This window comes from Geomonas diazotrophica, from assembly GCF_019063885.1.
Lineage (GTDB): Bacteria > Desulfobacterota > Desulfuromonadia > Geobacterales > Geobacteraceae > Geomonas > Geomonas diazotrophica.
This window is the reverse complement of sequence record NZ_CP077684.1, coordinates 3,275,218-3,289,156: the sequence shown is the minus strand read 5'-3', so window position 1 is coordinate 3,289,156 and position 13,939 is coordinate 3,275,218. Positions and strand designations below refer to the sequence as shown.

Below are 13,939 nucleotides of genomic sequence, written 5' to 3'. Positions count from 1 at the left end.
ATTTTTTATCGATAGTGTCGTTAGAGGTAAACATGATGTTGAAAAATGAAGGTAACGATTCATGGAAATATTTGTCCTAACCATAACGCTGGTCGGCATCGGAGTTATGTTCAGGGTTCTCAGACTTCAGGCTGCATTCATGCTGATCGGGTTTGTTGCGCTTGCGGTTGCTTTAATGCCTTCCGCTGGGAAATATTCTCAATACGTCCCGACGTCGGCATTCTTCGGTGTGGTGGCAATCATCGCCATCAGTCTGCTGAGAGCGGTCTTGGGTGTACTCTTTGGAAGAAGGGCAGCTGACTCCTTTACTGGTAGCATTCTGGCCGCGATATTCTCCTCATTTATCCGTATTTTCACGGGAATGGTCAGGGCCTTGTTCAGGGTCAGATGATTGATGAGGCGAGGAGCTATGCGAGAGCGGGGCGAATCGAATTCCTTGCTGCAATACCTTGTGCGAGGGACCCAGTCTTGTGCTACCGCTTAGGTCTAAGACTATGGGGCAGACTCAACCCCGCGGACAACTGAGAATAGTCGAGAAGAGATCTTTCCTAGGATCTATCTTATTGACATTTTATTAAAAATATCGTATAAGTTTCCACCCACTAATAAGCGGGATTGATTGGAGTGACTGATTTCTGGGCGACCGATGGACTTCCTCTACTTTAGAGAGCTGCGTATAGGGCAGATTTTCTTCCGGACTCCGCTTCTGGATAACGTACTGGTCTACTGTACTCATGAGAACAGTAGTGTCCCACACCTGATTCTGCAGATCCCCAAGGCCGCACGCTTTGCGTCTTTTCCCACTCCCGATGCCCCGAGTTTCCAGCTAAACATCTGTACCCAATCGTCAGAGATACCGTATATCTCCCAGACGTTCTCGCAGAGATCGTCTCGCTCGATTCCCGTCATTGACACCATATATTCCACTGACTGGCACCAAGAATACCCGAGCTTAATTAGGCGCCATTCTTGCGAGGCAGAGGTCTCCTTGGAGGACATAGATACCAACTCCAGGGAATGGATCATCGCCAGCAATGCTGCCGATCAAGTGCTCCCATCTCATGTGCTGGTCACAAATAACAGCGCTTGCTGTGTAGACGTGAATTTCAAGGTCCTGCCGTCTCGCCTACAAATTCAGCTCCGATTGGTCAACACGGGACACGTTCCTCCCCCAATATGGATCGTTAGACGCAAGATGAGCATCAGCACCGATAGCAATGGTGTGTCCGTCGATCCGGTCCGATGGGAAAGAGGCCCGGAAGTCACCATAGAGTGGCCGAACGTGAAAGATCGGTTTGCGGTGTTAGCCCCGTCAAACGTGACAGTCACTAATCACTCCAACGATGGCAGAGGAGCGGCCCCCATCGGTGAGGCCGTCGTCGAATGGCAGTTGACGAGGGTGGTGGGGGTTGCCGAAGATCCCCTCAACTGGCCTACCGTACGCGATAAAGTCGACCTTTCTGCCTATGATACCGGGGAGCTTTCCTCCCTCCACCGTGATCTCCTGACTCGAACATGTGTCCAAATTTCGGATTCTATCAAGGATCTATGCCGAAAGAAGCCGGGTCTCGTGGAGCACCTTGCTTCGGTCGGTCTCTCCGAGGCTCTCAATGAGTCCGACTTGGTGCAGATCCTGAAGGACATGCCCGACCCAATACTGCGGGCCTTCTTCCACTCCTTCACCCAATCTGCCAAAAGAGACAAGCGGCGCAAAATCCTCCCATCCCTCAGAAACTACCTCGCCAGACCCGAATTGGAAGAGTCCCTCCTGGCCTTTCCGCAGATGGCGGAAGCCTTGCGCAGATACGACCTTGCCAAGGTAAAAGTGCCTATTACGCCTGTCTCTGTCATCATGGGTTTCGAGAACGAGCCGCATATCGTTAGGAAGTGGCTTTGCCGACAATCTGCAGAAGAACTCGGACTCTGGTTGAAACTCGTCGCAGGAGGCGCTTCGGTCGGGTCACTCGCAAAGCTCAGAATGGAACTGGACATTACAATTACGGACGAAGATCCAAAGGACATCCTGGAAGCGTACTCCGAGATTGAGGCTGTCCGTGTGGTCGATCTGAAGGAGAGATTCGTACCTGGCTGCGACCTTTTCAAGACGACTGAGATCATTTCGCAAAAGATCGATGGGGTGTCCGGGGGCGAACGGACGGGAGCCCAGATCCTGGAGATCCGGTGCGAGTTCCGACGGCTGATCGCGGCGGTGATTGCTGAGATCGATCTGGTAGCGCAGCACCGCCCACCGGATCCGAGATGGTCAAAACTGCGCGCCATCTCCGAGGAAACGCTCGGCACGGATCCGGTTAAGGGGCTGACTCTCATAGCTGAGTGGGAAAAGGAATACCGACTGTCTGCGGATCACGATTGCGGCAACGGGCAGAGACCACAGCTTGTCATCGACCAACTGCTCTTGGCAGATTTCACCATGAGGCGCAACGAAAGGGCGCGGGAGCTGGTACAGGCGATCGTTCGTCTTTTGGTCCTCTGCACCCCCGTTTCTCCATCGACTCAGCGCAGTGAGGGTACCGTTACTGGGCAGACATTGATCGACGTCGAGGATAAAATCGACCGGCTGATCGCAGACTGCTCAGGGCTACAGCTCTCAGTTGTATGCGCATCCTTTCCAGGCTTTGACATAGGCGGTGTCAGGAAATCTCTCATGGCGGGGTTGAAAGAAGCGCAGACAGCAGCCGAGAGATCGCCAGACCTCGCCGAGGCAGCAGCCGTGGCACGTATAACCGGTAAGGTGGCGTCCTCGCTCGACAGCATCTCCCTCAGTTGTTCTCTTGACCGACTAAGGGAGATGGTCCTCGGCGCCATCGATGAGGCTAGAGGGGACCAAGCCACAAAGGGAGATCGGGTAGAGATGTCCAGGCAGCGCGAGGAGATTCGGCACCTCGCGGGCGATCTGCGCGCCAACCTGCATCACGTCATGGCGGCAGTTACAGCACTGCGGGAGCTGCGCGTCGCGAGCATCGAAAGAATGAAGCCGTGGCGGGACATCATGAAGCGCTGCGATGAAAGGCTCCTGCAGAGACTGGGAATCGACGGACGGTCGGGAGTAGACGACCTACGGGACGCTTTCATAGCGCACGGAAAAGAGGTGGCTGACAGGCTTGGTTGCGAACTGGAGGAACTCAAGAATGAAATCAGCACGTTGCGTCTGCTAGCGGATGATCCGATTGTCCTGGCCACTCTAGACGAACTGGAAAAGGCGCTGAGAGACCTGAGGCCGGAGCGGCTAGCCGGCGTCACCGGGGTGAGTGCGGCGAACGATATGGCGTACCCATCGGAATATCGCAGATTGTCGGGCCTCCTCGCCATGCAAGATTCTCTTGATGCGATACGAGCCAGGCTGACCGCAGCCGCTCAGGCATTATACCGGCGGCTGGCCGAGATCCGGGACGCGATAGCGGGGCACAAAGTAGCACGCGAAAGCGCCGTCTTCTTGGCCCACCTGCAGGCGTTATACGAGAACAAGGACCTATCTGGGCTGGTGAAGCTTTCGGAGAGGATGGACGTTCTCTACAGGATCTGGTCGCATAGGGTAAGGTGGTTTGGAGCCGCGAACCAAGAACCTCCCGCTAAGCTTTCTTGGCTCGTAAAGCCCACGGGCGAGCCGGATCTCAAGCAGATGCTGCTAAGAGCAGCTACCTGCAGCTCGATGGAACAACTCCTGGAAGGTGATGCAGATCAGCTGAGGGAGGTTTTGAACCTGTATGAAAAGTTGCCGAAGGTCGTGAAGCAGGCATACGATTCCACGCCGCAGATGCTCACGGACCTCGGCGTTGAACTGAGACTACGATTTACCGCCTTTTTCTCCGCAGTAGGTGGCAATCCAAGCATTGCTTCTGCCATTCCGCATCAGCCGCTGGCACACACAACCGATACCACGATCATCATCAACTGGATTTTCGGCTACCTGAGACATGCGGGTTTTCCTCAAAACGAACTGGGATGGCCGCAGAAACCGGAAGGGTATTCAGTGCAGGATCCGGTAGTCGAAGAATTACTGAAGTACCATCTTGTGCCTGAGGTGTAGAGCAGATGACTAAGAAAACCATTGCGCTTTGGGGAGACACCCAGGTCGGGAAGACGACGCTGCTGGCTGCGGCCCTCTGTTCCCAGTACCACGGTTTCGACCTCCTTGACCTGAATGCCTCTAACGCCGAGCTCGGGCAAACCCTGGCTCCGATCTGGCGCCTCCTGCAAAAGGGGATGCCGACTCCCCCGACTTCATCGGCCAAGATCGACATTAGGCTGACCTGCAAAGGGGGAACCGAGGTCCACTTCAGGGATGTCCGCGGGGCGATCGCCTCCGGAGAGGACCACAACGAGAAGTTGAAGATAATCGACGGGTCCGATGCCATCATCTTCGTATTAGAATGGAATGGCCGCAACATGGCCGACCAGTTCAACGCGGTGAGCACCATCGTCACCATGTTCGACAAGCGTCCGAAAGCCCTCGTCTTCACCAAGTGCGAGAAAACCTTCGAGGCAGTCTCGGAGGTATGGGACGCATTCCCGGAGTGGTGGCGGGAAAACCCTGCGTTGGCGCCGCATTCCCAGGTCATCTCCCTCTTCGGCACAGCGGTATGGCCCACCTCTTCGTGGGGATACGACAACGAAACCTGGATGCCGTGTGCGATACTCGGAGAGTTCGGTCAGCTCATCCCCTTCCGCATCAACCCAAAGGGGGTAGAGGTGCCCTTCTATTTCATCTTCAGAGAGCTAGGGCTCATTCCATGACTACGCCCGAGTCCGTGAGCATCACAGAGGTGCATGTCTTTGGTAAAAAGTCCTCCGTCACGGACTTTACTTTTCTCACCGCCGACTCCGCCTTGTTGCCGGAGGAGCTCAGAAAGAGGGCCGAAGATTGGCTGCAGGTCCATGTGAATGCAAGGAACAAGCAGACGGTAGCTATCGTTAAGATCGGAAAAGAGTACTGGCTTTTGCGTGCCGCCAACGAGGCGGGAATGGATGCCTCGGGAAGGGTACTAAGCTACGTCGCCTTTGGGGCACTGCCCGCCGATGTCCTTTCGCGTCATGCCACCGATATCATAGTTGGCGCCTTCACCGCAAAAAGGCCGGACAAAAACGATGTCGCCGGAGTCACTATACCCTTCAACAGCCAATCGACACCGGCGGTGCCTCGGGACGAGGTTTGCGCGACAGTTGCAGTCATCACGGGGGACTGCCTCACCCCGAGGGTCGGCAACCCTGCCACGGCGAGCAAGGTCATTTCGCATATCGGCATGGACGCCCTCAACTTCGTGCTGCTGGCGGAGTCTTTGCCTACCAACCTCCCCCAAGGCCCGGGGTTGGTGCTGACGTCCGCCGGGTGGGATCCTCCGCTCCAGTCGACTGCCTTGGCGCAGGAAATCGGCGACATTTCCGCTTTTGACTGCGTGGGACTCATGGGACTTGGCGTGCCCCCTTCGCGGAGGACCGACCTCCTATTGATGGCTGCAGGAGGAAGACCGCTGTCAGAGCCGGGCGATCTCTCCATGTCGGAGGTCCTCTGGCTCCTTAACGCTCCGCCTGGGCGCAAGTCGGCACTCGCCTATGCGAGCGGCGACCAGATCTCCCTCCTCCTCGGAGGGGGCCATCTTACCAGGGGAGATCTGACACAACTGCGCTGCCGTCTTTCGGTGCGGGAAAGTGAGCGGGTGGCGCAACTGCTCGGGACCGGGCCGGAAGACCTGCGCCTGTTTGTCGAACTGTTCGGCAAGGGTGCTTCCGGCATCGAGACCCTCCTCCCTCCTGATGCTGCGGAGTTGTGGCGGAAGATAAAGTCGCGCGAGGCATTGGGCGGCTCCTGTCCCGTCGCCGGAGAAGCGTTGCTCGTCGACTCTGGCCTTTTGGAACAGTTGTCCGTTTTGGAGTTGGCTCCACTCATGGGAACCTACCTCGGCCCCACGCTGAAGACTTGCTGGCGCACGGCCCTGCGCAACGCCGGGTACACAGAGGAGGTCCTCGACCTACTCTTCAAGGGACTTACGCCCGGAGGACACCCTCCCATCCCCGAGCTAGACCCGGCAGCGTCTTGGATCGGTGGCATCTCCTACCACCTTCTGGAGAGCGCAGGGGATTGGATGTGCAAGCAGAAGGAGTGGCGCGACTGGTGGGTGCGTGCCATATCCTGTCACCCGGAAAACGTGGAGGGGGAAGAGTGGCTTTCCCGTACCGAAAGGTATACCGGCAAGTGGCGCTGGTGGTTCCAGGGGGCAGTTGCAGACGGAGAGCTGACAGTCGATGAGGGGCTGGGCTTGCTAAAGAAATGGCACGTTTCCCCCCACCCGCCCACGCCGTACGTCCTGCGCACCCTCTGGTCGGCGCTCAACCTTGAGCGAGCTTATCCGGTTGCAAAAGAAATCCTGAATGGCACGCCTGATCTCACGGAACCGGATGAAGCGACAGGGCAGATCCTCTCCTTCCTAGTCCAGAGGGGATTCTTCAACCTGGGGGACCTCTTCGGAGCGGTACAACGGGGCTTCCCCCTGATGCTTTTGCAAAGTGCCGGGTTCAATGGTCTAGTTGCCCTGATCGATTGCTCCGCAAATCCACCATCTGCTCCTCCTGAGCCATGGGACGAGAGTATCTCCCCCCTCCTTGCCACGGCCTGTGGCAAGCCCGAATTCTGGGGGCGATGGCCTGAGGGGATACCGGAAACGGTGCTGGAGTGGCTATCGGAAAAAATTGCCAGTGAAGCGAACGCAACCTTGGTTGAAGCTGTCAAGTTATCCGCAAAAGGGCGTTTACTTACTCTTGCGGAGCTTCACATCGTCTCGGGGGGGCTCAGTGCTGAGACTGTTTGCCGCCAAGTAGGACTGCGGGCCGTCTCGCGGGAAGTGGCAAAGGAACGGGAAGCCGCATTGCGGATACTCCTTTCCTCTGCGGTACTGCCGGAGAGTAAAAGGAACTGGCTGAAAGCAGAACTTCTCGAATGGCGGCGTCAGGAGCCGATGCCTCCCTTCACCGCAGCGGAGTTGCAGGCACTCCTTCCAGTCCTGCATCCTGTCCGAGACGTGCTGAGGGTAGTGCTGAGCCGCGATGAGGTCGACCCCGACGAAAATCTTCTCTTGCCGCACATTCTTCGCTTACTCCCGCGGGAGTCGAGCGTTCCGGTCGCCCCTCCCCCGCGGGAACTGGCGCGAAGGCGCCCCGCCTGGATAGAAGCGGTATCCACCCTGCCTGGGTGGGAACACTGGAGCGAACTTGCCCTGACGGAGGGGCTGCCAAGCGCAGCGGATACTGAGGAAGGATCATATTCATGATACAGAAAATAGCCTCTTATTTCCCGGAAGACACCCCTTTCACCTTGGTCGATTTCAGGGATTCCATGACCATCACGCAGGTGTTCCGCCGCGTCTGGGCGCGCCATGGCTTTGCGACAGTAGAGGTCACGACTGTGGAGCTGACACTTGCTGAGATAGTCGCCCACTCGGTTGCCCTGGAGGCGCCCATAGCGTATGTGGTGCGCAAGGATGCGCCGCAGCAGGAGAAGGAGAAGATCGCCTGCGCCTTCGGCGATAAATGCGCCCTCTTCGTCCAAGAACACCGGATGTTCGAGGATGCCGAGGGGGAACTCTTCTTTTGCGGGGATCCGGTCCCGCCCGTCCCGACCATCCCTAACCGGACCATCCTGACCGTGGAAGGCGCCTTCAAGCACGACTTCCCGCACATCACCTTGCCAAAGACGCTGGAGGTCGAATGTCCGGTACAACGAGGCTGCTACTTGGGGATCAGGGCCAAGGCCCAGCAATCGACGGTTCCCCTTCCCGTGGAGGCGTGGTTCTATCTCGCGGGGCCGCAGCGGGGTACGCTCGAAATCGGCATCATTCCGCGCCGCGACGGGGCGGACATCTGGAGTGTGCGCTACGCAGGGAAGGTCGCGGCACAGGTTTCGCCCCCACCTCATGGGCCGATTTCCGGGAAGCTCGCGGTGGTGTTGGATCGTACCTGCCCCGACAGGTCTAACTGGCGCAATGCCAGGGACGTCGCTCTCGGAACCTTTAGTTCCCTAGAGGAAACGATGAGCTCCAAGATGGGGTTCGGAGTCGATGACGGGACCGGTGCGGGGGACGAAGTGGGGGCAACGGTTTCCTACCCTGGCTTCAACAGGGAGATACGCACTGCCATAGGTCCCGGCCTGACAGCGGCCCTCGATGAGCGAGAGATCACGGTGCATGCCGCTTGGTTCGCTGACGTCGGCTGCGAAGGGTTGCAGATGCCGGAAGGGGTCCAGCCACCGGAACGAGCGTATTCCCTCTCAGGACAGTCCGACGCGAAGGGGGCGCAGCACCTGTTCAGCGCCATGACCTATTCTCCGGGGATCGATCTCTGGGATGCGGCTGAGCAGGGGCTCACGATAGGGATGAAGGCGATCGAGAACGATCCGGCGGGTGTGATCATCATCGGCAACTCCCCTCCCACCTGTCCTACCCAAGCGGGTCCGCTGAGGAATCTGAACCGGGTGGAACTGGGGCGGAAGGATTTCTACACCTCCGCCCGGGACTCCAACCCGGCGTGGTATGAACAACTGAAACGAGGAAAGGATCTGGGAATTCCGATAGTGTATATCTTTCTCACCCACGACGATCTTCCTGACAGTGAGCGTATCAGCGAGATCGAGAGGTCCCAGTACTTTGCCTACCTTCACATGCAGACAAGGCTCTTGGATGCGCTCGCGTCCTGCGAGGGATTAAAGGTGATAACCGCCAAGGCGGATCAGGCAGGGGTCCAGGCGGCGCTGGGGGAGGCGGTCACATGGATGGAAAGCCCAACGGCCCGCCTTGCGATGGCGAGGGTACTTGCATGAGCGCCATAGTTGAAATCACCAACCGTTGGCGTCAGATTTTGCGGACGGAGGGCCCGGATGCTTTGGTCTTCGCCATCCGGGCGGACATCGTCTCGGATCCCGGTGACGTCCACACCCGCACCCTGCTATCTCTGGGGAACCTGTGGGGAAAAGAGGCTCTGCCACTCGCCATGGCTGTGAAAAGAAGCCTGGACCAACCGGCGGCGCCCGTTGAGACGGATCGGATCAAAGAATTGCGTGAGCGGCTCTTGCAGCGGGAGGCAGAGCATCGCGCCCTAGCCGAGCGCTCCGAACAGGCAACAGTCCTCAAAAAACGTCACGAAGGGTTGCTAAGGGAGAAAGCGCTTCTGGTCGACCGGGTCGCCCTTGTTGTAGGAGAGGCGGATGGGGTGCGGGCAGGGATCGCCGGGTTTGTCGGTTCGGGTGAAGACGCCCATTTTACAGGCGATCTTTCGCACTTGAAGGAAAAACTGGAACTCCTGGCGGCGGAAATCGCCAAACTTAAAGAGGAGTTGTCATAAAACCATGAACGGCATCGATCCAGTGAAGGTATTTACACAGTGGGGAGCCGCGCTCAAGAGCGAGTGGCATCTGAAAACCGCCGAAGAGGAGTCCAACCTGCGAGTGCGCCTCGGGAGCGTGGAGGCGCTCATAGAGTCGATGCAGGATCTCGATTCCTGGGAAATAAAGGTGGAGGAGCTCGCCGCAGCGCTAGCTGTGTGGAAGGAGCAGTATGACGAACTGAGCGGCCGGGTCCGGGGACTGGATTCGTCGCTGCGCGAGCTGCAGATGGAACTCGCCCGGGCCGAGCAGGAGGACACCCACGGTACGCTGGATCGCTGCGAGAACCTCCTCTCCGAGATGAAGCGACGATTTCAGTTCCAGGAGGACCTCGGCACTATCGCGGCGGTGTCGGCCTTCTTCGATCGCGACTTCGGGTCGCTAACGCCGTTCCAGTTCGAAAAGGAGGCGGTCCCCGGCCTGCGGCAAAGGGTCGCCCGAATCAAGCGGGAGAAGGAGGCTGACCTGGAGCGAGTCTGCGCCAAGGCGCGCGACCACGGTGCCACCTTGGGGAAGAACGAGGAATTGCGGCAAATGCGGGACGCTCTCTCCGCGGAGATCGCCGAGCATAGCCAACATCTGAGTGACATGCACCGGGTAAGCCCCGAGGTTATGAAATCCCTCAAGGATCTGCAGCCCCATCAGAAGGAAGATCTTCTCAATGCGGTGCTCGGACCGAAGGCGCGTGACGCTGCCCTGGAGAAGAAATGGGAGGTCCCGGCCAACGTCATTGAAACGGAGCGGCAAAAATGGAAATAGTCGTGTTTGAGAGTAGGTTGGAGGCACTCAAGAAGCGATTCCTCACAGGAGAGCCGGTGCGCTTGGAAGCAAGCGCGTTGGAGGCTGAGTTCCGCCAACTGCCGGTCCTTGCAGCGCCTGACGGAGGGGTGGAGGCAAGTACTGGGATGATCGCCGCGGCCATGAGGCGGGAACTCAAACTCGGCCCCCTTGCGATTCCGGAGGATTTCCCGGATTTGGCGGAGCAGGTGGGGATATTCGAGGGGCGGCCGGTCACCGCCGAGCTAGTGGAGGCGCTCACTCAGGCGATTTCCAGTTTCGCGGTTGAGGCAGAGGAGGCTGAGGCCGAGAGCGACGCACTCGAAGAGACTGTGACGAATTTGGAACGGGACAGGGGCCTTCTCGCAGGGTACCGTGAGCTTCTGGACAATCTTATAGGATAAGCACTGGCTTGGAGGAGAACATGAGCGGCTACTATTTCAACGGGCAGTACTATTCCTCGGCACAGGACCGTGATCGCGCCCAGCGCATCTACTACGAGCAAGAGGCCCGCAACAAGGCAGAGGAGCTCAATCTCGTCAACAACCGCCTTGCCGGGGAAATTTCCAGGCTGTACGTGCAGATGGAGGCCGCGCACGGGGACGCGCGCCGGTTGGAGCAGCTCCATCAGGCGCTACAGCAAAGGGTCCAAGAGATGCGGTCCGACCAGGATAGACTGGAGAACATCCAGCAGGAAATGGGGGCGCGCATGGAGCGGGATTTTCAGGAGGTCAGGGACAGCATCCGCTGCACCCAGGAAAGCGTGCATGATCTGGAGCGGGCGCACCAGGAGCATGTCAGGGTGGTCCAGAAAGCCTTTGACGAGGTGCAAAAGGAGATGGATCACCGGTTCGCCGAGGCGGAAAAGCGCCGTGTCGAGACGGAAAACCGTTTGAGGAAGGCGATCCGGGCCGTTGATGAAAAAGTCGAGGATGATCGCAGGGCACGCCTGGCAAAGCAGAAAAACGAGCAGGAACGGGCCAAGACCCAGATTGAGCTGGTGGAGGGGATGCTGGAACAGCACCAAGGGCAGGCGGAACCGCTTGACCTGCATGGGGAGATCCAGTCCGTTCGGGGGCAGTTGGGCCAGGCAAAGGCGCTCCTGGCAAACAATGACTCCTCCGCTTCCCTCGCCATCTCAGGTGTCGCCTTCGGGCAGGCGCTCGCGCTGGAGCACGAAGCGACCCGGCGTGCGGCGAAGCTGGAGCAAACAAAGGAAAGAATACTGGAAGATGCCGTCGCGCTCAAGGGGGAGATGGCAGACGAGAAGTTGCAGGAATTCTTCAGGGCCGAGGCGGCGCAGACTGTGCAGATACTCGACAAGCTGAGCCAGGACGTGCATGGTGGCTACGCGCAACACGATCGTCTGGCCGCAACCGCTCTTGGCCATGAAAAAGTACTCCGGCGGGTACGGAATGAGGTGCTCAACATGAAGGCAACCGCGCCCATTCTGAAAAAACGGGACCTGGAGCGGATTGAGGAGGGGAAGAAGCTTCTCGCGTCGGTAGTCAAAGTCTTTGGCGCGACGCCGAGGGTTGTGGCGGATTACCTTGACAAAAACAAGGACCCAAAATCACCGCGGGTGCTGGCATGTGATTTCGGGAAGGCAAAAGTCGAAATTATCCTTGGAATAGATGGCAACTATCAAGTGCAGAGTTGGAACAACGACACCGATAGCTGCAGGGACCACATGGCATCGCTAACAAAAGCCCTCAGCAGCCACTCGACGGTCACGAAGATGAGCGAGCCCGACGACGACAATCCGGACCGCCGTCCTCTGGAACACCCGCGATCCGAACTGAAGCACACCGAAGTTGCCAATAATTTAAGCAAAATTGGTGAGCAGTTATGAGCCATACCCTTCAGGAGGTAGGAGAAATTCATGACATTGCGAAAGCCGGTGGAGGGAGGGTCGCTGTCATATCCGGAGGCGAAAAACCCTTCTACGCAGGCCTTGCCCGAACTCCGACCGAGACTCTCTTAGAAGCGGTGCTCACCTTCCTTGCGGCGGGGACATGTTATGAGCACATCCTTGTCTGCACTGGTCAACAGTGCGGCGGTCATCTCCCAGAGTGGGAGATCGGCAACACGACCGTAGGAAATCGTGAGGCAATCTGGCTGTTTCGTGGCAGCATCGAGGATAAAACCTCACGAGATTATGGTGACTTTGGCGATTTGGACGCAGTTATGGCCAATGTTGTGTCAGATGGACCCGTCACTAGGGGTATTTACATCTGCCAGCACCAGCAATGGCCCGTGCGGATAGAGGAGTTTCTGAAGGAGGTGGAGGTGAGAGCAGGGGTCAACTGGATGTCTGGCCCTCAAAAGTACAAAGAAGCTAAAGACCCTCATGCAACAAGGACAGCGGTAGTTGTCGACTTCAGTTATCTATTTCCGCAAATATCGGAGGAGCGTTATCCTTCTGATCGGCATTTCGCAGACGCACGTCGGGGAATAGAGAAGCGTTTCAAAGACCTCCCAGGAACTTGTAAAGGGGGGAAGATGGACCTGTTCCTCCTTTGCGATGACAAGGTGATGGTGCAAAACCTGGGGAAAGGCAACATCCTTGCTGGGGTGGACGTTTCCTTTCCTAAGCTTGGATGGAACCTTAATAACTGCACTGTCTTAGGGTGGCCCGGCTTTGACAGGAAAAACGTCATGGGCCGCTATCTCGGAAAAGCGGCGGGAGCTCAAAACCTGTACGAAGCTTTCAAAAACATTCCCGTACGTGCCAAGGTATCGGCCCATCGAGGCATAGCACCGGAAGATTACATCGCCCCTGAGAGGATCTGGAATCACGTTAAGGAGGTACAAAGTCGGATAAACGACAAAGATGAGATGATCCACTCAAGGATTAGGCAAAGCATGAAGGCTGGAAGGTCAGAGGATGAAGCCATAGTCATTGCACAAAAAGAATATGAAAAGAAATTCAGTCTCAACTACTCACTGCTATATGGCCCTCCAGGCACAGGTAAAACAACGCTAGTTAATGTCATAGCGAACCTGTTAGGACCTCATGTCAAAGTGTATCCTGTAACCGCATCTGACATAGGTACAGAGGGGTTGGTGGGCAAGGGAGTCCAAAAGCTGAATGATATGTATCAAAAGTGGAAGGCCGAGGAGCTTTGCATTGTTTATTTTAATGAAGCAGACGGGTTGCTAGTTCCAAATCAGTATAATGAGGATATTATACTTACAATGAAACAAATGTTGAGCCCCCCGGATGGATCGGTGCATACAAATATTGTTTTCGTTGCAGATACTAATAACTCTGAACACATAGATCCAGCCATTAGGAGTAGGTTCAAGCGCAAGTTTTACATCGGACTTCCTTCACCTTCTGCAAGACAGGCTATGATCCGAAAACAAATCGAGTCGTGCCGTTACATAGGCACAGACGTCCTTCTAGAGGATGTGACAATAGAGATTATCTCAGAGTTGTTGAATGGACGGTCTGGGAGAGACATAGACACGCTATTTACCATTTTGAAGGAGCAGGACGATACACAGATAATTTTGACCCGCAAAAGTGTTGTTGATTATGTAAATAGCAACATTGTCGACTCTGCAACATTGGAAGCTGTTCAAAAGTATCAAAAAGATCAGCTAACGTTTGAAAGGGAGTGCGAAGCTTACTACCAGCAGCGTCCATAGCCGAAAGTGGTGCCCGTTCCGCGACCACATGATCGCAGGACCTGAACGAGCAAATGGTAGCAAAGATGTTTGAAGGCGGCTCGGGAAGAGAAGAGATATCGGCATTCTTCACCTTCATGA

General features: G+C 56.7%; 10 protein-coding genes. All 10 read left to right on the top strand.

Annotation, left to right across the window (positions count from 1 at the left end):
- The first annotated feature begins 61 nt into the window (after positions 1–61).
- Positions 62–391: a hypothetical protein gene (locus KP003_RS14235; RefSeq protein ID WP_217299751.1), complete on the top strand. Its 330-nt coding sequence runs from the start codon at positions 62–64 to the stop codon at positions 389–391.
- A gap of 597 nt (positions 392–988) precedes the next feature.
- The gene (locus KP003_RS14230; protein ID WP_217299750.1) at positions 989–4,048 is read left to right on the top strand and encodes a hypothetical protein; all 3,060 of its coding nucleotides are present in this window, start codon (positions 989–991) and stop codon (positions 4,046–4,048) included.
- Between the two features lie 5 nt (positions 4,049–4,053).
- Positions 4,054–4,755: a GTPase domain-containing protein gene (locus tag KP003_RS14225; RefSeq protein WP_217299749.1), complete on the top strand. Its 702-nt coding sequence runs from the start codon at positions 4,054–4,056 to the stop codon at positions 4,753–4,755.
- The gene (locus tag KP003_RS14220) at positions 4,752–7,283 is read left to right on the top strand and encodes a hypothetical protein (protein WP_217299748.1); all 2,532 of its coding nucleotides are present in this window, start codon (positions 4,752–4,754) and stop codon (positions 7,281–7,283) included. The genes KP003_RS14225 and KP003_RS14220 overlap by 4 nt, the downstream gene beginning before the upstream one ends.
- A complete protein-coding gene (locus KP003_RS14215; protein ID WP_217299747.1) occupies positions 7,280–8,827 on the top strand; it encodes a hypothetical protein in 1,548 nt (515 codons plus the stop codon). The genes KP003_RS14220 and KP003_RS14215 overlap by 4 nt, the downstream gene beginning before the upstream one ends.
- Positions 8,824–9,348, top strand: coding sequence for a hypothetical protein (locus KP003_RS14210; RefSeq protein WP_217299746.1), 525 nt, complete (start codon positions 8,824–8,826; stop codon positions 9,346–9,348). Before KP003_RS14215 ends, KP003_RS14210 begins: the two co-directional genes overlap by 4 nt.
- Positions 9,349–9,352: 4 nt before the next feature.
- On the top strand, positions 9,353–10,147 hold the full coding sequence (locus KP003_RS14205) for a hypothetical protein (RefSeq protein ID WP_217299745.1): 795 nt from the start codon (positions 9,353–9,355) through the stop codon (positions 10,145–10,147).
- A complete protein-coding gene (locus tag KP003_RS14200; protein ID WP_217299744.1) occupies positions 10,138–10,569 on the top strand; it encodes a hypothetical protein in 432 nt (143 codons plus the stop codon). Before KP003_RS14205 ends, KP003_RS14200 begins: the two co-directional genes overlap by 10 nt.
- A 20-nt stretch (positions 10,570–10,589) precedes the next feature.
- On the top strand, positions 10,590–12,017 hold the full coding sequence (locus tag KP003_RS14195) for a coiled-coil domain-containing protein (protein WP_217299743.1): 1,428 nt from the start codon (positions 10,590–10,592) through the stop codon (positions 12,015–12,017).
- The gene (locus KP003_RS14190) at positions 12,014–13,819 is read left to right on the top strand and encodes an ATP-binding protein (RefSeq protein ID WP_217299742.1); all 1,806 of its coding nucleotides are present in this window, start codon (positions 12,014–12,016) and stop codon (positions 13,817–13,819) included. The genes KP003_RS14195 and KP003_RS14190 overlap by 4 nt, the downstream gene beginning before the upstream one ends.
- Positions 13,820–13,939: the final 120 nt, after the last annotated feature.